This window comes from Sphingorhabdus sp. M41, assembly GCF_001586275.1.
In the GTDB taxonomy this organism is placed as follows: Bacteria; Pseudomonadota; Alphaproteobacteria; order Sphingomonadales; family Sphingomonadaceae; genus Parasphingorhabdus.
Window position 1 is genome coordinate 2,107,830 of the sequence record NZ_CP014545.1, and the last position, 24,536, is coordinate 2,132,365.

25 protein-coding genes and 1 tRNA gene are annotated in these 24,536 nt (G+C 50.3%); 7 read left to right on the forward strand and 19 right to left on the reverse strand.

The genetic code is table 11. The features are described from left to right. Positions 1 to 110: 110 nt before the first annotated feature. From AZE99_RS10040 to AZE99_RS10055, 4 genes are all read left to right on the forward strand, one after another. Positions 111 to 662 carry a glycoside hydrolase family 108 protein gene (locus tag AZE99_RS10040; protein ID WP_067200501.1) on the forward strand — a complete coding sequence of 184 codons (552 nt, stop codon included), beginning with the start codon at positions 111 to 113 and terminating at the stop codon, positions 660 to 662. A 157-nt stretch (positions 663 to 819) separates the two neighbouring features. Beyond that, positions 820 to 1,233 (forward strand): holin family protein, encoded by a 414-nt coding sequence (locus tag AZE99_RS10045; protein WP_067200504.1) that lies wholly within the window; start codon positions 820 to 822, stop codon positions 1,231 to 1,233. 171 nt (positions 1,234 to 1,404) lie between these two features. Beyond that, positions 1,405 to 1,656: a hypothetical protein gene (locus tag AZE99_RS10050; protein WP_067200506.1), complete on the forward strand. Its 252-nt coding sequence runs from the start codon at positions 1,405 to 1,407 to the stop codon at positions 1,654 to 1,656. A 17-nt stretch (positions 1,657 to 1,673) separates the two neighbouring features. Then, positions 1,674 to 2,300: a DUF6969 family protein gene (locus tag AZE99_RS10055; protein ID WP_156472202.1), complete on the forward strand. Its 627-nt coding sequence runs from the start codon at positions 1,674 to 1,676 to the stop codon at positions 2,298 to 2,300. 9 nt (positions 2,301 to 2,309) lie between these two features. On the opposite strand, the gene AZE99_RS10060 is transcribed toward AZE99_RS10055, so the two are convergent. Together AZE99_RS10060 and AZE99_RS10065 are read right to left on the reverse strand one after the other, a co-directional pair. Further along, entirely contained in the window at positions 2,310 to 3,152 is an 843-nt protein-coding gene (locus AZE99_RS10060) for a class II aldolase/adducin family protein (protein ID WP_082788496.1), read from the reverse strand. A 173-nt stretch (positions 3,153 to 3,325) separates the two neighbouring features. Further along, positions 3,326 to 4,324, reverse strand: a complete 999-nt coding sequence (locus AZE99_RS10065; RefSeq protein ID WP_197460167.1) for a sensor domain-containing diguanylate cyclase — start codon at positions 4,322 to 4,324, stop codon at positions 3,326 to 3,328. 426 nt (positions 4,325 to 4,750) lie between these two features. Between AZE99_RS10065 and AZE99_RS10070 the strand changes: the two genes are divergently transcribed. Both AZE99_RS10070 and AZE99_RS10075 read left to right on the forward strand, forming a co-directional pair. Then, entirely contained in the window at positions 4,751 to 5,233 is a 483-nt protein-coding gene (locus tag AZE99_RS10070) for a helix-turn-helix domain-containing protein (RefSeq protein WP_067200515.1), read from the forward strand. Between the two features lie 373 nt (positions 5,234 to 5,606). Further along, on the forward strand, positions 5,607 to 6,707 hold the full coding sequence (locus tag AZE99_RS10075) for a sigma-54 interaction domain-containing protein (protein ID WP_067200517.1): 1,101 nt from the start codon (positions 5,607 to 5,609) through the stop codon (positions 6,705 to 6,707). A 16-nt stretch (positions 6,708 to 6,723) separates the two neighbouring features. On the opposite strand, the gene AZE99_RS10080 is transcribed toward AZE99_RS10075, so the two are convergent. The 12 genes from AZE99_RS10080 to AZE99_RS10150 all read right to left on the reverse strand — a co-directional run bounded on the left by AZE99_RS10080 (position 6,724) and on the right by AZE99_RS10150 (position 20,639). Further along, positions 6,724 to 7,119, reverse strand: a complete 396-nt coding sequence (locus AZE99_RS10080; protein WP_067200519.1) for a flagellar export chaperone FliS — start codon at positions 7,117 to 7,119, stop codon at positions 6,724 to 6,726. 1,062 nt (positions 7,120 to 8,181) lie between these two features. Continuing rightward, positions 8,182 to 8,901 carry a sigma-70 family RNA polymerase sigma factor gene (locus AZE99_RS10090; RefSeq protein WP_067200524.1) on the reverse strand — a complete coding sequence of 240 codons (720 nt, stop codon included), beginning with the start codon at positions 8,899 to 8,901 and terminating at the stop codon, positions 8,182 to 8,184. A gap of 20 nt (positions 8,902 to 8,921) precedes the next feature. Beyond that, positions 8,922 to 10,187: an FHIPEP family type III secretion protein gene (locus AZE99_RS10095; protein ID WP_197460168.1), complete on the reverse strand. Its 1,266-nt coding sequence runs from the start codon at positions 10,185 to 10,187 to the stop codon at positions 8,922 to 8,924. A gap of 760 nt (positions 10,188 to 10,947) precedes the next feature. Further along, on the reverse strand, positions 10,948 to 11,238 hold the full coding sequence (locus AZE99_RS10100; RefSeq protein ID WP_082788322.1) for a flagellar biosynthesis anti-sigma factor FlgM: 291 nt from the start codon (positions 11,236 to 11,238) through the stop codon (positions 10,948 to 10,950). Between the two features lie 936 nt (positions 11,239 to 12,174). Beyond that, positions 12,175 to 12,357: a hypothetical protein gene (locus tag AZE99_RS16135; protein ID WP_156472206.1), complete on the reverse strand. Its 183-nt coding sequence runs from the start codon at positions 12,355 to 12,357 to the stop codon at positions 12,175 to 12,177. 5 nt (positions 12,358 to 12,362) lie between these two features. After that, positions 12,363 to 12,674: a hypothetical protein gene (locus AZE99_RS10110; protein ID WP_156472207.1), complete on the reverse strand. Its 312-nt coding sequence runs from the start codon at positions 12,672 to 12,674 to the stop codon at positions 12,363 to 12,365. A 458-nt stretch (positions 12,675 to 13,132) separates the two neighbouring features. Then, positions 13,133 to 13,924 (reverse strand): JAB domain-containing protein, encoded by a 792-nt coding sequence (locus AZE99_RS15935; RefSeq protein WP_082788323.1) that lies wholly within the window; start codon positions 13,922 to 13,924, stop codon positions 13,133 to 13,135. Between the two features lie 264 nt (positions 13,925 to 14,188). Then, positions 14,189 to 14,527 (reverse strand): hypothetical protein, encoded by a 339-nt coding sequence (locus AZE99_RS10130; protein WP_067200548.1) that lies wholly within the window; start codon positions 14,525 to 14,527, stop codon positions 14,189 to 14,191. Between the two features lie 63 nt (positions 14,528 to 14,590). Beyond that, the gene (locus AZE99_RS10135; RefSeq protein WP_231862585.1) at positions 14,591 to 15,106 is read right to left on the reverse strand and encodes a helix-turn-helix transcriptional regulator; all 516 of its coding nucleotides are present in this window, start codon (positions 15,104 to 15,106) and stop codon (positions 14,591 to 14,593) included. 322 nt (positions 15,107 to 15,428) lie between these two features. After that, positions 15,429 to 17,561: an ATP-binding protein gene (locus AZE99_RS10140; protein ID WP_156472209.1), complete on the reverse strand. Its 2,133-nt coding sequence runs from the start codon at positions 17,559 to 17,561 to the stop codon at positions 15,429 to 15,431. A gap of 340 nt (positions 17,562 to 17,901) precedes the next feature. Continuing rightward, positions 17,902 to 20,244, reverse strand: a complete 2,343-nt coding sequence (locus AZE99_RS10145; protein ID WP_067200557.1) for a CHASE domain-containing protein — start codon at positions 20,242 to 20,244, stop codon at positions 17,902 to 17,904. Then, positions 20,241 to 20,639 (reverse strand): response regulator, encoded by a 399-nt coding sequence (locus AZE99_RS10150; RefSeq protein WP_067200559.1) that lies wholly within the window; start codon positions 20,637 to 20,639, stop codon positions 20,241 to 20,243. Before AZE99_RS10150 ends, AZE99_RS10145 begins: the two co-directional genes overlap by 4 nt. A 420-nt stretch (positions 20,640 to 21,059) precedes the next feature. On the opposite strand from AZE99_RS10150, the gene AZE99_RS10155 reads away from it, so the two are divergent. Next, the gene (locus AZE99_RS10155; RefSeq protein WP_067200562.1) at positions 21,060 to 21,845 is read left to right on the forward strand and encodes a response regulator; all 786 of its coding nucleotides are present in this window, start codon (positions 21,060 to 21,062) and stop codon (positions 21,843 to 21,845) included. A 363-nt stretch (positions 21,846 to 22,208) separates the two neighbouring features. Here the strand turns inward: AZE99_RS10155 and AZE99_RS10160 are convergent. From AZE99_RS10160 to AZE99_RS10180, 5 genes are all read right to left on the reverse strand, one after another. Beyond that, positions 22,209 to 22,285: transfer RNA gene (locus tag AZE99_RS10160), tRNA-Arg, on the reverse strand. Positions 22,286 to 22,329: 44 nt separating this feature from the next. Continuing rightward, the gene (locus tag AZE99_RS10165) at positions 22,330 to 22,824 is read right to left on the reverse strand and encodes a DUF1178 family protein (RefSeq protein WP_067200565.1); all 495 of its coding nucleotides are present in this window, start codon (positions 22,822 to 22,824) and stop codon (positions 22,330 to 22,332) included. Continuing rightward, positions 22,821 to 23,654 (reverse strand): carbon-nitrogen hydrolase family protein, encoded by an 834-nt coding sequence (locus AZE99_RS10170; protein ID WP_067200567.1) that lies wholly within the window; start codon positions 23,652 to 23,654, stop codon positions 22,821 to 22,823. Before AZE99_RS10170 ends, AZE99_RS10165 begins: the two co-directional genes overlap by 4 nt. 6 nt (positions 23,655 to 23,660) lie before the next feature. After that, a complete protein-coding gene (gene grxC / locus AZE99_RS10175; RefSeq protein ID WP_067200570.1) occupies positions 23,661 to 23,918 on the reverse strand; it encodes a glutaredoxin 3 in 258 nt (85 codons plus the stop codon). A 78-nt stretch (positions 23,919 to 23,996) separates the two neighbouring features. After that, positions 23,997 to 24,491, reverse strand: a complete 495-nt coding sequence (locus AZE99_RS10180; protein WP_335339240.1) for a ComF family protein — start codon at positions 24,489 to 24,491, stop codon at positions 23,997 to 23,999. Positions 24,492 to 24,536 lie beyond the last annotated feature (45 nt).

The following is a 24,536-nucleotide window of genomic DNA, read 5'->3' on the forward strand; positions in this document are numbered from 1 at the left end:
ACGGTCGCCTGAATAATCCGCCGCAGTAGCGGAGCGAACAGATCCTTCTTTCCTACATGAAACCAAATAGGTTATATTTAACCCCTTCCCTAACGAAAGGCGGTTCCCTCATGACCAATTCCCTCGATATCGATACACTGATCGACAAAGCCATCACTCTGGAAGGTGGCTTTTCCAACCATCCTGCAGATCGGGGCGGCCCGACACGCTGGGGTGTCACGGAAGCCGTGGCACGGACACATGGCTATGCGGGTAAAATGCAGCATTTCCCACGCGAACAAGCGGCTGCCATCTATAAACGCATATATTGGCATCAGCCAGGCTTTGACCGGATTGCACAACGGGCCCGGCATCTAGCCGCCGAACTATTTGATACCGGAATCAATATGGGCGTTCGCACGGCTGCGGGCTTCCTACAGCGCGCCCTGAATGCGCTCAACCGTAACGGGCGCGATTACAAGGATATTGCGGCTGATCGCGTGATCGGCAGCGAGACACTGGCTGCCCTGGACGCGTTTCTGCGCAAGCGGGGCGCTCAAGGCGAACAAGTCCTGTTGAAAGCGGTCGAGGCACTCCAGGGCGCCCGCTATATCAGGCTCGCAGAAACACGCCCGGCCAATGAGGCCTTTCTATATGGCTGGCTAGCCCATCGGATCGGCTGAAATCCGCCAGAATCCAGTTTTCTTATAACAGTGTAAAGTTTGTCAAGATTGGCAGCCCTCTTAAGTCTCTTTCTGAATTGATCCCTCCCCCAAAGCCCGTTCTTGGCACCAACTTACACATGGTCTGAAATCTCAAATACCGACAGGAGACCTCGAAATGTCCATTCTCTCGACGCTTATTGGCCCCGTTTCAAATATCATCGACAAGATCCTTCCAGACAAGGAAGCGCGTGACCGGGCCAAGCTCGAACTTCTGAAACTGGAAGGCAGTCAGGAACTGGAAGAAGTTCGCGTGCAGATGTCGGCCATATTGGCCGAGGCGCAATCGGCCGACCCGTGGACAAGCCGGGCGCGCCCCAGTTTTCTCTATGTCATGTATCTGTTACTGCTCTGGTCGATCCCGATGGGGCTGATCGCAGCATTTCGTCCGGAAGCCGCCCGCGACATTGCTTCCGGGATGAACGCCTATCTGGCCGGCATCCCCGAGCCGCTTTATGCACTCTTTGGCACCGGCTATCTTGGCTACACGGTGGCGAGGCAATGGGGAAAGATTCGCGGGGTTGAACGATAGCGCCTAGCGACATCATGGCGAGCCTCACAAAAGACATGGCCGAACGTCCCGTAAAGGGATCTTCACCCCGCGATCTGCCAGATTAATGCAATATTTACGAAATAGGCTTGCCATGCCCGTATCTTTCCAGATAAAGGGGAAAGTCTAGTTCATCCAAAGGGGATATTTTAAATGACTACCGAAACAAACTTCCGCAAAATGCTTGCTGTAGCTGGCGGCCTGGCTCTCGCTGTTCCTGCTCTTTCTGCATGTGCAGAACAGGCTGACGACGCAGTTGTTGTAGCTGAAGAAGCTGCTGAAGAAGCAACATGTGCAGCTGAAGAAGCAACCTGTGCAGCTGAAGAAGCTACCGATGCGGTTGCTGATGCGACTGAAGAAGCTGCTGGCGATGCCGAAGCTGCTGCTGAAGAAGTTACCGAGTAAGCTTAGCTTATTCAGCATTGGAAAATGCTTTAGAAAGGCTGTTTGAGCTTACCGGCCAGATAGCTAAAGAGGGCGTCTCGCTAGTACCCAGAGTGGTACCGGCAGACGCCCCTTTCGTTCAATATCAGCATTATCCCAAAGGGGACTGCATCGCGCCCGGCAACAAGTCGCGCTGGTTCTACCATGCGCACAAGCCGGAAGAACGCGAAGACGGCGAGCATGGCCATTTTCACATGTTCCTGCCGCTCGACCTGTTTGACGGCGTCGAACCTTATTATCAGCCACCCGCAAAGCTGCCCAATGGCAAGAAGACGCAAGGCGTGGTCCATTTCGGGGCTCTGAGCTTTGGCCTGGATGGCATGCCGATCAGTTGGTTCACCACCAACTACTGGGTCACCTATGAATATATGATGCCGGCCGAGGCTATCGCTTCGCGACTGCGTAATTTCGATATGACCGGTGCCCCTGGCGATCCGCTGGTCAACGAATGGCTAACCGCCGCGGTCCTCCAGTTTCACGATCCGATCATCGAGATGGTTCGCAAGCGCGACATCTTCCTGAAGGAAAAGAAACAGGAACTCGGCTCCGCCGTCTTCACCGACAAGAAGGTCGAGATACTCTCCCGCACCCCCTTTGATCTATAAAGCCCGGGCCTAGTGATCATGCCCGGGATTGGTGCGCTTCAGCTTTCGCATCAGGCCCGGCCAGATCAGATTGTCGCCCAATCCCCTCTGGAACGCAGCGGAAGCCTGCTGGTGCACGCGATGCCCCATCTCTGCGCTGTCCTCATGAAGATGCTCTTCCCCGCCAACAGATTGCGCCAATATCTGCGTCTTGCAGGCATTTTCGAGAATATACATGCGCAGAAAGGCAATCGCACAATTCTCGCCGACGGTTAAGGTACCATGGTTGCGCAGGATCAGCAGGTTCTTTTCGCCGAGATCATTGATCAGACGGTCCCGCTCGTCGAGGTCGAGCGCAATGCCTTCATAATCATGATAGGCAAGGTCATCATGTACTTGCATAGCAAATTGCGTGTAACGCCGGAGGCCCGCCTTCTGAACCGATACGGCAATACCATAAGGTGTGTGAACATGGATCACGCATCCCGCATCCTCGCGGGCGCTGTGGACCGCACTGTGAATGGTGAAGCCGGCGGGATTGATGAAATAGGGTGTATCCTGCTTGATATTGCCTTCGAGATCGATCTTGACCAATGCGGACGCAGTCATTTCGTCAAACAATACGCCATAAGGATTGATCAGAAACCGCTCCTCACCGTCTTCATCGGGAAGCCGCGCGGAAATATGGGTGAACACCAGATCGGTCCAGGCGTGCATCGCACAAAGCCGGTAGGTAGCCGCCAGATCGCAACGCAACTGCCATTCAACTTCGGAGACCATATCCTTCAGACTTGGTATATCGTGCGGATCGGGAATCGAAAATCCAGGGCCAACGCCCATTGCGGATTCATTGGTCTGGATTGCGGTAGCCATGCTCAATTCCTTTGATAGCGAATGCTTTTTCAAAGCAAATTGCCATGCATTGCCCGAATTGGCAACAAAACTATCTTGGGAGGGTTGAGGGCAGATGGCTGGTCGAGCGCCGGATCGTGTATGAGCTTTGAGGATCGGACGGCGCCATTTTGCCGTGTCCGCCTCACCGCATATCAGCCGGTTCCGCTGGCCATATTATATTGCGTGCCGGATTCGTCGCAGATCCCGTCGCGAGTCGTTTTTTTCGCGGCAAGAAGATTGAGGTTTGCTTGCTCAAGCCAGTCTTCACAAACACCCATATCAGGCGATATTTCACAGAAGCTCACATCAAAAAAGATATCTGTGTTTGCCTGCTCCAATTCTCTTCGCAGATTTTCCGTCGCTTGCCGCGCTTTCTCTTCCGCGGTGCATGTGAGGAGCACGGCAAATTGCGTTCCGCCCAGACGCCCGATATAATTCGACCGCCGAAGGCGCCGGACCAGAGGCTGGATGATAGACCTCAATAACGCGTTGCCGGAGGGACTGCCAAAACGCTTGCTGACCATTTTATACAGGTCCACATCAAAAATCACGAGTGTACTTTTTATCCCTTGCCGTTCGTGCAGGGAAATTGCCTTTTGCACTTCTACCGCAAATCCGCTCCGGGTGAGAGCACCAGTCAGCCGATCCTTTTTTGCTTGTTGTCGCAACTCAAGTTCATGAATGACCAGTTCCGCCATTCGTTCCAGCCATTTGACATTCTCGTCGCAATACTGCCTCGGGACAAGATCCGTGGCACATAGCGCCCCAATATTATGTCCATCAGGCGTTACCAGCGGCACGCCAATATAGCTCCGGTAAAATGGGCTGCTGTGGACAACGGGATTGTCCTTGAAGCGCGCGTCTTGCCGGGCATCTTCGATAATCGTCGGTCGATTTTGAATAATGGTGTAATTGCTAAAGGAGCAATCTCGCGGTATTTCTGACGCTGCAAGGCCGATTTTCGATTTCAACCACATCCGATCTCCATCCAAGAACGCAATGCCAACGCTAGGGACATCGAGAGCCAATTTTACCGCTTGCGTAATATGGTCGAAGCAATCTTCTGCTGCACTGTCCAGCACATCATACCGTTCCAAGGCGAATTGCCGCGCCGCTTCAGCTTCAAACTGCAAGCGTTCTGCGTTCCCCATCTTATCACCCGGTTTCACCCTCATGAAATCAGTGACGGAGAAACTCGCAAAAACCTAAGGGGCCTCCTTGTAAAATGACTGGAACGACGAGCGATTGCGCTTAAATAAATCGGTCTCGCACACTCCCGTCGGGGATCGGCCAACTTGGTCCTTTTAAAATTCTGTAAGATCGTCAACATATTTTGACTGATAATGGCCAAGCGCTGCAGCCGCGATGAATGTAAAATGCTTGATCTGCCAGCCCCCTGCACATTGACAATTGCTCTGCAGAGTGGATAAGGTTTAGCAAAACTTTACCTCCCCAGATTAAGAAGTTAAACCGCAAGAAATCCAAAATATCATGGTAGGTGATGAAAAATTCGACCACGCGTTTTTTTGCTTCAAGTAGTCAAGACTGGGGGACTCTAAAATTGCAGTGTAACGGCAATGGATAGTATTGAAGCTGATCTAGCGGAGCTTCGCTTAACTATAAAGCAGGCAAACGAGAAATTTGAAATTCTGGACAAGAAGATTTCAGATTCTTGCGGCCAGCTCAGCAATGATCGGTGCTCCGACAGCAAAGATTTGGACCCGGCAGGCCTAATTGATCGCGCCGAGAAATTCCTCCATTGGGGGCGATTAAAATCTGGGGCTCTGGATACAGGAAACGGGTTATTTGCAGATTCCTGCTGGAACATGTGTCTTGATATATACATCTGTGGTCTCAAAGACGAACAAGTGACAGTTTCGGCCATCGCACATAGTTCGGGCATCCCGATGACCACTGCGATGCGATATATAAATGTCATGGTCGAACAAGGATTGCTGGAAAAGTCCTCAAATCCAGCCGATAATCGCATGGTTTTTGTTGCGGTTTCGGGTGAATGTCGAAAAAGGATAGAGAGCCTATTGTCCAGCGCTCCTTTCTGAAGTCCGGACCGCCCTATCGTAGGGTATTGGGATGGCGGGGAATTGGCTATACATTTTCAGAACTTTTAGACGAACAGGGCCGCTGCCTGAATCCTGTGGGGAATAGCGAAAAACCGAGCAGGCCGCGCTTGCGTTTACTAACTGTCCTTCACGCAACTGCGGCGTTACCCTGCAGGGGCTTCGGGACCATAGGCCTGGATGGAGGCTTTAAGCCTGCCTAGCCCAAATCAAGAATCCCCCCCGTTAACCCATATTTAACAATATGCGGCCATTTGCATCTTTACCAGGTGACGGTTCGACGATTGCGGGATCTTCGAACCACCCTTCCCCGGCAAATCGGGGATGTGTGTGTATTTGTTATCTGGGTAGTATAATGACCGATGTAAATTTAGAGACATTGATTGCTGAAAAGCTGATTGGCAATAGTCCAATAATGCAACAGCTGCGTACAATCGTAAACTTTGCCGGCCGCTGCAATAGCTCAATCTTGATCACCGGCCCTTCCGGCAGCGGCAAGGAAGTTGTTGCCGAAGCCATCCATGCCATTTCAGATCGCAGGAATGCCACCAATATCGCAGTCAATTGCGGTGCGCTTCCGGATCAATTGATCGAGTCCGAATTGTTCGGGCACGAGAAAGGTAGCTTTACCGGTGCCGTAAACCGGCATGTCGGGCTGTTTGAACAAGCCGATGGCGGGACCATATTCCTCGACGAAATCGGTGATATGCCCATTAACATGCAGGTCAAGCTACTGCGTGTGTTGGAAACTCGTATTGTCAACCGTGTCGGAGGCAATCGCAACATCGGCGTCGACATCAGAGTGATTGCTGCAACGCATCAAAATCTTAGAGAATGCATCAACAACAAATCGTTCCGCGAAGATCTCTACTATCGGCTTTGCGTAGTGCCCATCGAAGTACCTGCACTCAGCGAACGCACTGAAGATATACCTGAGCTAGTCGCTCATTTCCTGAGCAATCTGGGCGGAAGCTCTCCCCTCCCCATTTTTACCAAAGAAGCCTTTGCGGCGCTGCAGCATTATGATTGGCCGGGCAATGTGCGCGAGTTGCGTAATGCCATTGAACGGGCCTGTGTTTTCTTTTCTGGCAAACAAGTTTTCGCCGAAGACGTCGCCAAGCTTATACATTCCGATATAGCTCCGGCTCATCCAACAGGGGGAGCGACGGCATCGACTGCGACAGATCGGTCACTGAAGGACCAATATGCTCCGCATATCGCCGATCAAGCTCTCCCGGTTTTTGAGCCACGGGGAGATGATGTTCGGGACCTGAATCTTCATCTCCAGCATGAAGAACGCCGAATCATAATGAGAGCGCTGGACGGATCGCACGGCGTGGTCTCTCGGGCAGCGCGATCGATCAATATAAAGCGGACCACTTTGATCGACAAAATGCGCAAGCATAATATCGACGGGCGTGTTGCAGAGCCGATGGATTGCCAGGTCACGGCTTGAACCAAACCGGTTTTTGTTATTTAAATATCACGATATCGTTCCAGGTTTTTTCAATCTGTTGAAACATCTCTCGGGCAGATTCGATGCGCTCGACACATGTTTCTCTTCCCTCGACCTGAATGCGCTTTGCGGCTTCAGTGTAAATTATGCGCAACGTCTGTGCCAATTCTCCAGCTGCATCAAAATTTAATTCTTTGTCCAAACCACTGAGAATAGCGCGCGCATTCGCGCGATATTGGAAAAGACGAGCGCCTTCCCCGCGCCGAGCACTTACGATTATCAGGTCCAGTGTCTCCCCGAGTTCCTTAAAAAGCACAGCGACGAGGCTATAAGGCGGCGTTGCCAGAGCTCTACCTTCCTTGCGATCGGTTTGGCAATTCGAGTTTCGATTCTTGCGGGCTTGAAACGTCATATTCGATGGCTTTCCCAGATCAGTTTCTACAATCGTTAAAAGAATGGAATTGCTGGTCGATAGTGATTTGCGCAAAGCACAAAGCTGAGAGTTTCAATTCAAGTTCTGTTAAGTTGGTGAATTATTGTCGGCACGGAAGGACTGAATAAAACGCCTGGCCTCTGAGGACAGCGAAGCGGCCTGCAAAAGCCCTCCGGAATGACAATTCCGAAACCTGGCCGAACATCCGTGGTAACATTCGCAAGCATGATACATGTCCTTTGCATATTCTACGGCCAATCCGTACGCAAATTAAGGATTTTAAACATTTGTAATCCACGCCATGGGACACTTCATCGGTTGCCATGAATGAAATTAAAAATTGTCGTCAAGCCGGACAGCACTCCTTCTCCAAGCTCCTCGTGCTGCTTAAGTTTCGGAGTTCATATCGACGCCAATGCAGCGTATATTTGACCTTTGCATTGATAGTCGACTGGTCTCCGTCACATCATCAGACCGCTAAAAACGCGACAAGATCAACATTTCCTGCGTTCTGGCGAGAATAGTGGAGGCTTCAGTTCTGCACCGCATTGCTGAATTCGATACGCGATAAATAGATAAGGGAAGCTTGGGACTGAAGGAACGCCCCGTCACAGTATACCATGACGGGGTCGCTAGCTTTCGTATCCTTACCCTTGGTTGCCGTACGAGTATTGCGGGGTAACTGCGCGGCAGAAGGTAAGTATTGATTGCACGAGTGATACATCTTCTCACTCGCTAGCAACGCGCCAAGTTTTAGAAAATTAGTGACCAGACTAACTTCCAATTTCTCGTACAGCATCGCTATTCCTCACTTTGCAGACCGAGCGCCGGATCTTTTGACCTGCGCTCATGGAGTACTTTGCAATGCATGTGCCAATTTTATAAACGCCAAAAATTAGCCGTGGGTCGCGATGGCACTGTCGGAATTTCATCAGGTGTGTCGGAAAGTTGACATGCCCGATCCTGCACGTCGAAAACTCGACGCCAATATTGGTTAGAAATTGGCTATTTCGAACTAGTGGCGGAAGCGATTTATCAATCTTAGGCTCCGACCATTGCTACCTGCAGCTTCTCCAATGCACGCTTTTTGATCTGACAAATGCGCACTGCAGACACGTCAAGGATCGCACCGATCTCATCAAGCTGCAATTCTTCCACAAAATAGCAATTCAGCACCAGTTGTTCGCGCTCATTGAGCTGCTTTAATTTCGCAGACAGCAAATCAGCCATTTGTGACTTTTCCAATTTATCATGCTGATCATCTTCATCATCAGTAAACAAGCTGCTGGAATCGCTGTAGATTTCGTCGAGTGATCCCACGTGAATATCGATCGCTCGGTCTGTATTCCTGCGGAAATCGCCTGGAGCCATGTCCATCGACAGAGCCAGTTCTGAATCAGTCGGCTCGCGGCCCAGTTCCTGTAAAAGCTTGCCCCGATACCCCCGGACCTTCTTGTGCCAGTCAACAGATGTTCTGCGCAGATTGCATGTCGTTCTCAGGTCATCAATCATGGCGCCCCGCACTCGCACGTACAGATAGGTACTAAAGCTATGCCCTTGATCCACATATCGTTTTGCGGCCTCTACCATGGCGACAAGTCCCACCTGAATGAGGTCCTCGATTTCCATTTGGTCGGGTGCGAATGATTTTACCTGCCAGGCAATTTTAGTGACCAAAGACTGGTTCTCCTGGATCAGTCGATTTTCATCTATGTTCGTTGCGCCATAAGCCTGCGATGCGCGGCTTTTTGTTTTCAACATGTGGTGTCCCCGACTGGTCATTAAATTTGATTTCCATTTGTGACAGCCACCCGGTGGCTGGATCGTGGAGCGCCTATCTTGGCGTGCACCTCGATCGGTTTATCTTCAGGCAGTTCCAGATACGAAAGTACGGACAAGTCAGGGAACCGCGGTTTCAGCAAAGCACTAAGCGAACGGCGCACCACCGGAGACGTGATCAAGGCCACGTTGCGGGCCTCAGGCGGCAAGGCCTGGATGCCGGCATTCACCGCTTCAATTATGTTTTGCACCAGCAGCGGGTCGATTGGATAGCTGGCACCCTCGCCCGCTTTCAGTGACCTGACGACCAGGCCTTCAATTGACGCATCCACAGTCATAATTGGCAGGGGAAGGCTGTCCGGCACCATGGTCTGGACAATCAAATCGGCAATTTGCTGCCTTACGACTTCGACCTTTGATGCGGTTTCACTATGCAAGCTGGATGCTACCGACATCGCGATGGAAATTCTGCGAAAATCTTTTAACGGTATTTTTTCAGCCAGAAGATCACGGCATACTGCGGTAATGGCATCTAGCGACAAGGCCTCTGGGAGGAGGCTTTCGACAAGCTGCGGCGCCGATTTCTTCAGGTTATCCAGCAGTTTCGTCGCGTCATCGATACCAAATAACTTCGCTGCATTGCGCTCTACGACGTCCTTTAGATGGGCTGCAATCACGGTGACTGAGTCGACCACCAGATATCCTGCACCGATGGCGTGATCTTGACTATCGGCATGAATCCACACCGCGTGCATCCCGAATGTCGGGTCTTTGCAAGGCCGTCCGTCGACCATTGAATCCGCGTCGCCGTGATTGATGGCCAGAACTTCTCCGGGCCACACCATATTCTCGGCGAGAACCATTCTACCCATCACTATTCGATAACTGTTCGGTTCGAGGGACAAATCCACTTTGATAGGAATGTACGGCACATCGAAGCCAAGCTTCCTGGATAGCTGATCCCCGATTCCAGCGACCCGGTTTATCAAAGGAGCGCCCTTTTGGTCTTCAACCAGCGAGAAAAGTCCGTATCCAATTTTGATGACCAGATGTGTCTGGATCGGAACATCTTCCCATTCGATCCGTCCCGAATGTCTCTCATCATTCAGGCTAGCGATCGGGTCCGGGGACTTGGGATTGTAGAGCAGACAAAGGGAAAAACCGCCTGCAAAAGCTGCCGCTGTTAAAACCGCAAGAACCGCCACGGCGGGCGAGATGATCGCGACAATCAGGCCAAGCGCCGACACCGCCAGCAATCCGGTTTTCATGGGCGCTGAAATCATTTTCACCCTGCAAATTCTGCGTGTCATTTTCATCTACAATTCACGATAGACGGTCAGAGAACGGGCAAAACGAGCTGCGCTATCCGAAGGCCTGGTTTTTCCCGACTGCCCTCGGCCACTGAGACCTGCTATTGTGATCCGGAGACAATCTGCTGACAGCAGCCGCAAGCCCATGAGTGATTGCCGCCCGTTCATTGCGAGCCCGGCCCATCCTGACATGCCACCGCGCTGCGCTCGCGCTGTCTGACGGCTGCACACCGCGTCGCCCTGCACAGCGGTTGGCATGGACAACATCGGTGACTTGCGGCACCCACGGTTTATTATGATCGATTGACTTGACATATATTGCTCAAATTCTCCTGTCAGGGAGACATGCAATGATCATGCCAATACTATGCAAAAGTCGAGCGTCGGCGTATTAATGTCCGATCTCGTCATCTTTCCGACCGGCTCGGTTTTCGCAAACATGCCGTACAATCTGTGTGGCATCCGAACAGAAGATGCACTCTGAACGAGCGATGCCGTCCCGATGAACCGGATCAGCAACTCTAGTTCTGGAAATTTTCAGCGCATCCGCCCCCGATCGGCAAAGAGTATATTCGCCGCCTCACTGTATAGGCCTCCCAAGCCTATCACGCAGAAACCGGGGCCCTTGGCCACCAAGAGAGGCGATGGGCCCGTTCCGATCCTTTATTAGTGAGAGCCAGCCAGCTCTGGGAATTTCAAAATGTCGGACGGATTGACCTCAATATGTCGAATGCACTTCAAGAACCGCTGCATTAAGAATCTTAACCGCTAGCGCGTCGGTATCGACATGGTAGTCACCGGACAGAAATTGCAGTCTTATATCCGCCACCTTCTTCGCATCAAACGCAGGTCTTCCGGTCGTCAGAATTTTCGGAACTGCCGGGTTCCCGTCTGGCGCCGTCGATTTCTCGACACTCGCGGCGGCAACACCGCTTTTGGCAGCAGCCTCCTTCAAACCCAAGCTTGTCCGCCGCTTACTCATAACCAAATAACTTTCATTTGGGTTCATATCACATCATCGTTACCGCGCCCCAATAGCAAGTCTCGGCCTGCTGCGTCGTGTCTGACGGCGTGCGTAACTTCCTTCATGGACATCTACGGGTCGTTAGGACAAAATTAAGATCTTGCTGAAGAATATTTTGGCGACCGAATGGCACCGCTCTTATTTCATTTGGAAGGAACGTTAGCTAGAGGATCCTTCTTTCATTTCGGCTCCGAATATCAACACCGACACAGAAGGCCTCCCTTGATTGGACTACACGCCGTCAGTGAAACAAATCCCCTCTCAAACCGAATGAAATAGACAGCTATCGACAAAGCCACGCGCATGACGCCCCACAACTGCCCCCAAATTGGGTGTAAAATGCTGGTTTCAAGCCAAATTGAGAGGGATATCAATTGATCTCTGATGTCCGGAATGGGATATACAATAATTGGAAAGGTTGAATACTTTCCACTGAGGTTGACAAGCCCCCGCAGGCCTTAACCTTGGTGAACGTAGTGCACCTGGTATGCGCTCTTCAGTTTTGGGCAGGACGTTTAATCTCGTCCTGCCCAATTGAACTTATTGGCCATATCAGTTGGCTGTCATCTCTTCACAAATCGTCGTAATTGACTGACTGCGGGAATAATTCGGATTGTACGCAAGACTTCCGAAATTCCGGCGTGCAAACATTAGTATAATTCCTTGCTCGTTTACGATGATTTACTTGCTCTGCATTGAAATAATATGACAATTATTTTTGAGCTACGTCATAATCAGATAGTTTATATTGATTATATAACAACTTACTCGTACTGCCTCCGCGTGGGTTGGCCAATCAGCTAGGTTCTAGGTTGAAAACCAAGAATGGGAATTTGATGTCGCACAACAGCTTTTTAAGCAATCAATGTCGCGAGGCGTAACAAATGGGAATATCGATGTGCGCAGGTTGATCGAAAAACTTCACGATGTGTTGAATTTTCTTGATGAGAAGAATTTGGCGATCCCTGCAATAAAGGTCGAAGAAGCAATCAACGCTTTAAAAATCGTAGAGATGGAAAACTCAGAGCCATCGACACCGGAACCATAAACCGGCATATCCCTAGCGTTTGCGCCCGTAACAGCGCGGCGCGGGGTGATGAACATCAACCTTATTGAATTTCATAAATCAGAAAAACACATGTCGCCTCTTCCAGGTGCGGGGCAGGATCACATTCCTGTTCGTTCACCTGTATCAAATCAGGTCGGTCGGAGATATCCGAGCTGATGGATCCATTTCCTGTAAGTTCAATTCTGCGATGGAGCATGACTGTAACGTCGGCCACTGTTGAAGCCGCGCCATTCACATTGGCTGCTGCTCCCCGCTCATATGTGCAGACGATCATCGCAAGTCCAATCGCTAATGGCAGACGGAAGGCTCGTGCCACGGCAAGTGATGCAGAATATTTTGCGATGGCTAACAACTCCTTCGGTCTTGAAACACTATCAAGAACTCGGGGGTAATAACGGTCAAAGCGGCAGGATTTTAACTTCTCGTCGAGAACCTTTGGCCGCTGGCTATTCTATATTTCGCTCTCCCTGTTATTCAAATCCAGACATTGCTCACACCAAGCGGCCGCTTCATTCGTCAACTGTACATAACCAAATTCGTGATTCTTGTGTAAATGGCATCGTACGACATAGCCTTCGGCCTCCAAAATCGCTGCCAATCTCGTTATAACTGGAATGGGTCTACGCAAGTCATCGACCAGCTTCGACAGAGCAACGCACCGGTTTTCAGCGCTCGCGATATAGGCTTCGAGAACAAGTTCCCAAGCCGGATCGCCGAAGATTTGTGAATTCGAAAAATATAGATTTCGCTGCCTCCGGGCGCGAAGCTCGTTTTTAGCACGGGCGATATATTTTGAGTCAACCTCAAGGGTCATATTATTTTTAACTTTCTAAAACTGGCCCAGCGATCGCGCGTTATGATAATGTGATCATGCAAGCATATTTCCAATTCCAGGCAGAGTGCATGAATAGACCTTGTGAATTCTATGTCGGATTTGCTGGGTGTCACGCTCCCGCCCGGATGATTGTGAGCCAAAATAATCCCGCTTGCATCAAGTTCCAGCGCCCGTTTCAAGATGCTACGGGGCCGAACATATATTCGCTGCGGAGAGCCATCTCCGAACTCCTGATCACTCAGCAAATGATGTGAACTGTCCAAAAACAATATACGCATTATCTCGTTGGTACGAGAGCCCATGCGCGCCTGCAGATATTTGACAAGCCGTTGATCGGTGGCCGAAATGAGCTTGCGAGGCAGTTCATTCCTCAAATTCGCGAGCATGAATTTCTCCGTTGCCTTGAGCAACTTTAGCACCGGTTCGTTATTACCTAAAACCCGGTTTAGTGCTGCTTCGGACTCGGCGAGCATACGGCCAATTGAACCAAATTCTTCCAGCAGTTCGCGAGAGATCCTGCCGGCTTGATCAGGCTCTACAATCTCTATGAGTTGCGCCAGGACCTGTCGGTCCCGATGGTTTTCAGTCGTTTCTGATGGTAAAATGTGCCCATCATCAGCAGAGCCAATAATGGATAAGAAGAGGCTATTTGCATGATCATATAAGCTTTTGGGTGAATCGTCATGTCTAGCAATCTCGTGACGTGGGCCACTAGAGCGATTGTCTGGAGTGAAACTACGCATAACGGCCAAAATCGATTTGCGCATAGTGCAATCGCGAGCAGGCCGATCCAAGCGGCCACGTCGATGACCAAATGCCCGGGATCCAGTTTGGCATATTCAAGCGGCGTAAACATGTGAACAGCCGGATCCAATACCAGCATGCCAATAACAACACATGCAACCCATCGTTCCGGCCCACCTCCCCGATACAACGCATAAACGCAGATCGCACCGAGGAAGAGAAGAAAAACGAGAGTTCGCATTCTTTAGATGGACCATCCCCAAGCATGCCAGTCAACCTCTGATCGTTTATGCGGCGACTGAATGCAAATTGCCGGGGCCGACTGCAGCCTGAGCAGGCGGACATGTATCGTGAACATCCAAGCCAGCAAATTCTTGCCCGACTTTCTTCAGTTCACCATGCACCCGCAGAACATCGCTGCTGGCCTCAACAAGCGCCATTTGTGCCTTTGCCAACCTTCGAACGGCAATCTGTCCGGTAGCTGCTGGCACACCGGTATCGACGCGCGCTTGCACCAAAGTGGCCAGCAAGTTCGAAACGGAGATGAGAGCCTGATCTATGGAAGTCTCTGTTTGAGGCACATCTTGCTTGATTCGATCGGATGCTATTCTGATTTGATAAGACATAGTTTTCCCTCTCCGCAAAATGCGGATTCTTGCTGTTTCGAAAAATGAGAGCCTAGTCGGTGGCTAGGCTGTCAACAGACTGGAAAGAGACTGGGAAACTGACAAGCCAATCAATACAATTGCCAAAATTCCGATAGTCAGAATGACGATGATCGCAATTCTTTGCGCGGTTCCCCAATTACCTTCTGTCTCCTTCAAGATTTGCGGCCACACGTTCAAATCATGCTCGGCATCCAAGTCATAAAGGACGGATACTTCTTCAAGCATGGATGAACCCGACCGCTCGTCCTGAGGTCCTTCTGGACCGAAAGTGTCATCATAGGGAACACCTACCGGATCATATAATATCCGATCATAGGTGCCGGATGCCCTCGCATATATTAATGCGGCTTCATCTCGGGTGGCCGCCCCCAGTACACGTCGGGCGCTCACCAAGCGTTGGTCCACTGCTGGCTTGGAAATCTCAAGAATCCGGGCAATTTCCTTGGAGGATTTTCTGAGCACCACGAGATGCAAGCATTCTCGCTGCTTTGCAGTTAACTTTGCCACGCGCGATGACTCTAGCTCGATATCGTCCAAGGTTAAGTCCCATAAATTGCGCTTCTCCTTACCGAGTCGGCCTATGGAACGCAACCGAGTCAGCGAGCGGGAAAGATAGCCGGGCCATCATTTTGAACGAACAAATCGTGCCAGTAAAAGTCCTGCCAGCACGTGTTCCAGCCGACTTAATCAATCCTAATTCATTGAAGCTGCTCGAGGAACTACAGTGAGTTGAATCTGGAATGAGCCAATTTTCCGGCCGCAGCCAATTGATAGGTCGCCGATTGTCCTGTCGCAGAAAACTGCCCAGTCGATGATTGATCGGCCAAAGTGGCAAATCATTTTTGGCAACAACCGATAACTAGACTACGGAGCGGTCGCCCGAAGGCATCCATTCATCCAGAATTGCCAGGAGCTGAACCAAGTTGAGCGGCTTCGACAGATGGGCCTGCATACCGGCAGATAGCGCATCTTCTATATCCTGGTCATATGCATTGGCGGTCATGGCAATGATCGGCAGGGACTCGGCCGAAAATCCGCGTGCACGAATTTGTCTTGTCGCCTCAATACCGTCGAGCTTAGGCATCTGAATATCCATCAGCACAAGTTCGAACGGCTGTTCTGAGTTATGCGCCTCCTCGACGACCGCGAGCGCTTCGATTCCATTTCGGGCCATTACACATTCATGCCCGTATTTGTCCAACACGGCTTCTATAAGTCCCTGATTTATCTGATTGTCTTCTGCCACCAGGATTTTTCTACCGGCCGACAAAACGCTTTGCTCAATTTCTGCATCCAACTGATTTACAATTGTCTCCTGACTTTCCGCCTCCATCGACCGAACCGGAAGCGTGACGAAAAAAGTCGTGCCTTTGCCGAATTCGCTTTGCAAGCTAATCGCGCCGCCCATCAAATCCGCAAGTTGGCGACTAATCGCAAGGCCCAAACCAGTACCTCCAAATTTGCGGGCAGTTGATTCGTCGGCTTGACTGAATTCGTCAAAAATTACGGATTGCCGTTCGGGCGCGATGCCGATGCCAGTGTCAGAAATCGCCAATTCTATCAGTTCATGATTACCAAGGCCGATTTTTCTGGCTTGAACCGACACGCCTCCCTGCTGGGTAAATTTTACGGCATTGCCGATGAGGTTTGAGAGAATCTGACGTATGCGCAACTGATCGCCCAGAAATTTTTGCGGCAATGAATCATCATATTCCGATTCCAGTTTCAGACCTTTTTGAGCTGCGGCGGCTTTCATCAGCCGGACCGAACCTTCAATCGCATGCCGAATATCGATCGGCTCTTCGGCCAACGTCATCTGCCCCGCATCGATTTTCGATATATCCAATATATCATTGATCAAAGCGACCATCGAGTGGCCCGACTCAGAGATTAATTCAGCATATTGGCGTTGTTCGTCATCCAACTCGCTATCCAATAGCAACTGGGTAAACCCCATTACGCCATTCATCGGTGTTCGTATTTCGTGGCTCATATTGGCCAGAAAACTCGACTTGGCCTTGATCGCGGCTTTCGATGAAGCCAGTCGCATACTGGTATCCAGCTGCAAGCGCTCTGCCTGATTATCAACCCTTGCATCTCGGATCGACACGATTGCCAGAAGCAACATTGTTACAACTGCGAGCACGCTTAGTTGAAAATTTGCATCGAAAAGTTCGAGTTTGAGGCCCCAATTCACCAACAGGCTTAGTAAAAATGGTACGCCAAGCAGAAATGGCATCATTCGCCTAGCGCTAGCGCTTCCACGGCCGTCCGCCACCAATATCGCTATCCATCCTCGATCGGGACGAGCGAGTAGAACCATTGCAAATAATATCGCAAATGCAATCGTGGTGTGGATTGCCATCGTCGTAAACAACGCCACGGCATAAAGAGAGGAAGCGCCAAAAGCATAAGCAATCAACGCCAACATTGCGATCCCGGATCCCAGCGTTGTTGAAAAATTGTAAAGATGGTCCTTGGTACTCTGGATCGGCATCCGGAGCAGCGCGGTTCCCAAAAGGAAAAAGCACAGCGAAGTCGCGATAGACATATGCTCGATTACAAAAGACGAATTTTCAGGCCAGATAGCGGCATCAATGCCGGACGACGGTGATTTCACGATAAAGGCGACATTGATTGCGGAACCGGTCATTGCCAAAAATGCGCTCAGTTGGACGACGATCGTTGAAAACCGTTGCCTAGGGTAGATCGACCAAAGGAGAATGGATGCAGAACACAACGCGAAAAGAAATGCGGTGCTTGGCACCATGGCAGCAAATGAAGGGTGGAGGCTCGTAAGCTCCTTTATGCCCCTGCCCCAACCGAAGACAAGAACCGAAAGTGTCGTTAACAGCACCAGGAGCGGAGGCGCAACTTTCCAGATCCAATTGGTTAGAATTGTGCCGTGGAAAAGAGTGGTTTGACCGTTCTCAATTTTATTTTGTAGAGGAAGTGCTTCATTTTCCGCTATTTCACTGAAAACCTGAGGCACCTTTTTATCCTTTTATAATCTGGACCAAAAAGGACAGACACCTAAGTTGACCTAGCATATTTAAGTTACGGCTCAAATTGGTAAACTTAAATATTAGGGGCCATTGCTAATTTACCATTTCGCAGATCTATTGAAGCAATCCTGACCTGCGATGTCTTTTCTTTCATTCCAAAACTAAAAGCGGTTATTCAGTCAATGAACACCTCCGCAAAGGTTGTATGGATTACAAACCCAATCGCTTGTTCAGGGCATTGCGATATTGGTCGTCTACACAGATGATACCGATTTTCGGATTGCCAGTTCTAGCCTGCTATCGTTTCATATGCTGAATATCAGAATGTTATTTAGCTTCATTCGGGACGGTCTGGACTTGAACAGCATCTTCGTTCACCCAATCAAGCACTGCTTCCCGCAAACCTTCAATGGAAATGGGTTTCGCAAGATGCGCTTGCATTCCGGCCTCAATGCAACGTTCTACATCTTGTTCGAACGCATTAGCAGTAAGCGCTATGATAGGAAGCATTTGTCCATCGATGCCTTGTTCTCGCACCATTTGTGCAGCTTTGATACCATCTACATAGGGCATCTGCAAATCCATCAATACCAGATCATATTGATTTTCCGCTAGGGCAGCTTTTCTGATCATCGCAACCGCCTCGGCACCATCGACTGCAAGTTCAAATTCATAACCCAGCCGGTTCAGCATTTCTCCAATCAACACCTGATTTACATCATGATCTTCCGCTACCAAGATACGTATAGCACCCCCTGCATTTTCGCTATGTGGCTGCGGCTGGGTCGGAAATTTGATCAGATTTTCAGATGCCCCCTTTTCGAGTCTGGCTACAGGTATTTCCAAGGTGAATTTCGAACCGCGCCCGACTTGACTTTCCAATTGAATCGAGCCCCCCATAAGCTCAACCAATTGCCTGCTGATCGTCAGGCCCAATCCGCTGCCGCCATGTTTTCTTGCTGTTGAATCGTCCTCTTGGATAAACGGTTCAAAAATTGCCTCCTGCCGATCCGAAGCAATACCTAACCCGGTATCGGCGACCGATATCGTCAGTTCCGATTGTTGACAATCAACTTGCCCGGATGGACCCAATTCTCTGAATTTTGCCGATATGGTAATATAGCCGGTTTCTGTAAATTTGATGGCATTGGCCAATAGATTCATCACAACCTGACGCATCCGGTAACCATCCACCTCAATCCACACCGGCAAATCTCTGTCCACCTCGACCAAGATCGTCAGATTCTTTTCTTCCGCATTCGGGGAAAAAATCTTTACGCAACTATTTAGCAAATCTCGCACGTCAAAGGGTTCCGGTGTGATTGTCATCGAGCCGGAATCCACTTTGGAAATATCCAAAATGTCGTTGAGCAGAGTCATCATCGCTGAACCGGAGTCAGATATCAGCCTAACATATTTCTTTTGTGTTTCGTTCAGCGTGCCATCGTCCAACAATTGGGTAAAGCCTATAACGCCGTTCATTGGTGTTCGAATCTCGTGGCTCATGTTGGCAAGGAATTTCGACTTGGCACCAGTCGCAGCTTCGGCGACTTCCAAAGCACTGACGATCTCCTTTTCCTTGTCGACAAGTATTTTGGTTTTGTTTGCAACCTCTTGCTTTACATAGGATTCACGACGAGCAAAGAAAATCACGAGAGTGACGAAGGCGAGCATCAGCGCCAATCCGCCAATCAGAACAAACTTGGGCTCCTGCGTTCCAACACTGCTTTCGAATTCCGGTGTGCTGTGCCACGAAACAGTCCATTCCTGCCCCATGATCGGCAAGACCTTTGTTACCGAATATTGAGCTGACCGCGATGCGATGGATTCTGGCCCATTCTCGAAAATCAATTCGGATTCACTGGTGGATTTTCCATCATGAACGGTGATACTGAAATTTTTACCTTGGCTGGCCGTCAGATCCTGCATAAAACGTGACGCGATAAATGGTGCGTATATCCAGCCCCGAAATGCGGCGCGGCGCTGTGATACAGTTTCCAGCGGCCACCTTGGCTGGTACATTGGCCGAAGCAGCAGAAACCCTGCACTTTTCTCATGGTCTTGCACCAAGAATATTCGCTTTGTGATGGTTGCCTTTCCGGAATCTCTCGCCGCTTGTGCGGCCGCCCGACGATTGGCTTCAAAGCCAATATCCAGACCTACGGCTTCGCTGTTTTTTGAGTTTGGTTCAATATAGACAATCGGCAGGATTTCCGACCATTGTGTTCTGGGATGCACAGCGAAATCCTTGACGCCGCGGGACCGAACATCCTCCACATATTCGCGTTCCTGTGAACGCAATACTTGCTCGATAAAACCAATTCCATTGATGCCGGGCAATGTTTCTTCGATCTTGAGTATGTCAACGAAAGTCTTCCAATCGTCTGTCGTCACCAGATCCGACGCCGCGAACAGGGCAGCACCGCTGTCCAGCGATTGTCGATAGGATTCTATTCTATGAATAAGCGCCTGCTCATTATCTTTGGACAAAGTCTCAAAGGCTGCATGATTCCGCTCATATGTCGTTGTCTTGGTCAAGAGCCACGAAAAAATCGTGACACCTAGCAATATGGTGACACCCAAAACCAATGTGATGCCGGCCGTTAAGTCGACTGGAAAAAACTCATTGTATTTCAGTTTACGACGGATCCGTTTCAAAAAGGGTGTCATAAACCTGTCCCAACTCTTTGCGTCGATTCCCGCGGACCCAATAATGAAGAGATGCGGTCGGCCAGATCTTGCGGCAGAAAGGGTTTCGCCATATAATCTGCAGCCCCTCCGCGGAAGGCCTCTGCCATGGCATTTTCACCGGTTAGACTGGTCAGCACCAACACCGGGATTGCCGAGGTTCTCGCCTGCCTCTTGAGAACGGGCAGGACTTCCGGGCCTCTTAATCCAGGCATGCGGTTATCTAAAATGATGAGGTCCGGCCGTGTTCTGAGGGCGGCGGACAGTACACTATATCCATTGTCCACTACGGTAACCCTGTGACCGCAAGATTCAAGTTTATGATGCACCAAATCGCCAAGTAGCGCATCGTCATCTGCAAAAAGGATAGTCGCCAATTTCAGTTCCTTTGCGGTTGAATTTCTCGCCTCACTCGGCCCGAGAAAATGAAACAGAAGTTTGGGTCAAACCGGTCCTGCACATGTCTCGATGTAATTACGGATTGATCACATGAAAATTAATCAATATGCTCCCAATAAAAATGGCGACAACGAACATTCCGCCTAGAATATTTTGGATTTCCGGGACTCTCGGTTGATAATTATATCCAGTCATCGGGCTGCCCCCTCTTGATTCCAAGGTAGAAATTCGGTGTCTGCAACTTCATAAACCGATCATTGGATTTACCGCCCCCATCGGCTGTGATGAACTTTAACCCTTAACTGCGGGCCATAATTGCCGTCTTTCATCTTGGTTCAATTGAGGTGCCGACTGACTTTGAAGCTGGATTGGTAAGAGCCAAAAAGAAAGAGAATAGCATGAAGCAGAATCAGGGCATGAACCGCGCTAACGCACAAGCGCAACTTCAATGTCAAAATAATGCGTCCAATTCATCCACTGCCAAGGCTCGCCTGTTGTTGGTGGAAGATCACGATGTGAACCAAATTCTCATTCAGGCTATGACCAAGCGACTGGGCTACGAAACCGAACTGGCTTCTGATGGGACCGAGGCTGTAGCCCAAATATCTCAATCAATATCCAACGACAAGCCGTTCGATCTTGTACTGATGGATATCCAGATGCCTTTTATGGACGGATATGAAGCGACTCGCATCATCCGAACAAGCGGAATATCTGAAGAAATTCTTCCGATAATCGCAATCACCGCAAATGCGTATGGAGATGATATTCGCAATTGCCTAGAGGCCGGAATGCAAGCCCATATTGCCAAACCTGTCGATATCTCAATCCTTGAATCTGTCTTGAAGCACTGGATCAAACCTAAGCAACCGGACGACAATAGTTCAGCGGCAAAAGAGGCCAAAAGCGAACTATCTGAAGATTTGGTGAAACGTTTTCGATTGCGCAAGGAGGAAACGATCAGCGCTGTTATTGGCCTTGTCAGAAAAGGCACGTTTTCGGAAGGTGAAATCCGGAAAATTCAAGATGAACTGCATAAGTTGGCCGGCACCGCTGCTATGTTTGGTGAAGCTGAATTGGGCGAACAAGCCAAGCTGCTCGAGGATGGGTTAAGCGAGTGGCAAATAGAGGAATTCCCCCAGAAAATGCAGAATGCACTGCATGATTTTCTCAAAGCTGCATGAGAATATCGCTGCTCGCATAGCTCCAATTGTTTCTGCGGTACACAGGTGGTTACAAACGAGGGTTAAGCCGTCAGTGTGCCAGCATGTGCATCATAGGACAATCTTGCTGTGATTGGCGCGCAACTATCCCAGTCCAATTGATTGCCTGAATCGAAAACTATTTCCGGCACGCCACGCCGACGGCGCCGGCAACCGCCTCTGGTGATAATTTGTCCGCCAGCCATCTGGCCAGGAAAATCGTTCCAACGACCACGCTGGCGCAACTGACAACCTAGCGTATACGCCCACCTCAGGCGGGAGACCTAGCGTCGCAATGGGAGCTGCTGTTCCCATTCAAAAATTTTTAAATGGAAAATAGCGGAATGGTGCGCCCGACAGGATTCGAACCTGTGGCCCCCAGATTAGGAATCTGATGCTCTATCCGACTGAGCTACGGGCGCATTAAGTTTGCGCGTTTAGCCCCAAAGGCAAGAGCATGCCAGAATCAATTTTTGGATTCAGGAGGTAGAACCGGAAGAGGCAGAGGCAATGCCGCGATGCCCTCTTCCACCAGATCGGCCACTTCTTCCTGCGACGCAGTGCCGTGAATTGGCTTTTCATCCGCCTCCCCATAATGGATATCACGGGCCCGGTCGGCAAATTTGTCGCCCACCCATTCGGAATTGGCCAGCATCTTCTCTTGTACCTTTGCCAGCTTGCCAAGCATTTCCTTATATTCAGCTGGCACAACCTCACTGTTGCTCACCGGCTTGGTTACCTCGGGCGCAGTTCGATCATCCGTTGGCTTCATTGCAGCCTGCTGCTGATTTCCTTTTCTGCCCAAATTGGGCGCCATGACAGCCTTGGCGATATTGGTGCTGCCACAAATGGGGCACTCCAGTAATCCGCGATCCTGCTGCTCCGCATAATCTTTCGAGGATCCGAACCAACCCTCGAACCGATGCTCCCCCTTCACGCATATCAAGTCGAAGATTATCATCTCATGTTCACCGGTGGTTCGAAATTCCTGCGGTTTGCAACAGCAGGAACCCTGGAACGTACCTCCGCCACTTTGCCCAGATCGAGGTCGCAAAAATCAAGCCCGGCTTCCTCACCCATATCAAGCAATATTTCGCCCCAGGGATCAATCACCATCGAGTGGCCATAGGTCGAACGGCCGTCCTCATGCTGTCCACATTGCCCAGCCGCCACGACAAAGGCACCAGCTTCGATCGCACGAGCTCTCAACAATATTTCCCAATGAGCCTTTCCCGTCGGAACAGTAAATGCTGCCGGAACGGCCAATATGTCTGCACCGGCATTGGTCAATGCTTCGTATAGCCCTGGAAAGCGAACATCATAACAAATCGACAACCCCAGCGTTGCATCGGGGATCGACGCCACGACCGCATTGTGACCGCCTACATAAGCAGAGGATTCGCGAAGCGTTTCATCAGTACTCAGATCAACATCAAATAAATGAATCTTGTCATAGCGCGCGGTAATTTCCCCGTCGGGATTGATCAGATAGGAGCGGTTAAGCCATTTCTCGCCTGAATCGCCTGAGGCTTTTATGGCCAGAGAACCAAGATGTACCCATATCCTCGACTTCCTGGCTTGCGAACGAGCGGTCGACAGAAGGACATCATCTTCTTCCGTCCTGATCATTTCGGCCGCGCGCAACCGATTTCGATCGAGCAACCCCGTCATCTCTGGCGTAAAGATCATGGCGGCTCCGCCGCTCGCAGCCTCAACAGCGAGCGAGCGAAATTGTCTGGCATTTTCCTCAGGATCAATGCCGCTACACATCTGGGCGAGCGCAATTTTCAAAACAGATCAACTCGCCAAAAGTGCATCGAGCTCGCCGGACCGGTCCAAGGCGGACAAATCGTCCGAACCTCCAATATGGCGGTCATCGATAAATATCTGCGGAACAGTCGTCCGGCCACCTGAGCGCTGGATCATTTCTTCACGTTTTTCACCGCCCATGGTGATGTCTGTCTCTTCGAAACTTACATTCTTTTTTTCAAGCAAGGCCTTTGCCCGAAAGCAGAAACCGCAGGTAAATTTTGTATATATTTCAATTTTCGACATATTTCGATCTTTCTACCATTATTCCGCAAATGGGCTGCCAGCGGTTTAATTTCAAGCGAGCGCTAACTGTTCCAGACTCTAGCCATTTTCGAAATCGCTTATAACTCTTGCCCAGCAGAAAACGAGCACTTGTTCCGCTCCAGCTTTTTTGAGCAAGCGGGCACAGGCATTGCTGGTCGATCCGCTGGTGTATACATCGTCGACCAGCAGGACGGACTTGCCCGCGATGGCCAGCCGCGCATCGGCCCGAAGTGCGAACGCCGTATCGACGGTTTTTCTCCGTTGTGTGCCGCTCATTCCTCTCAATAGAGGGGTAGGCTTGTGGCGAAAAATGACATCATGGTTCATCCCGATACCAGCGCTCCGGCTAAGTTCTCTGCCAATCAGAACCGACTGGTTGAACCCGCGAAGCCACAGGCGAGAGCGATGGAGCGGTACTGGAACAATGACCGAATTTTCGGAACATTCGGCAGCGAATTTTTGAAGATGTTCTGCGATCAATATTGCAAGCCCCAATCTGGTGCCGTATTTCAGACGCATCGCGATCAACGCACTTTGATCATCATAACGCACCACGGCCCGGACCCCATCATGGGAAGGCGGGTCCGCAAGACATTT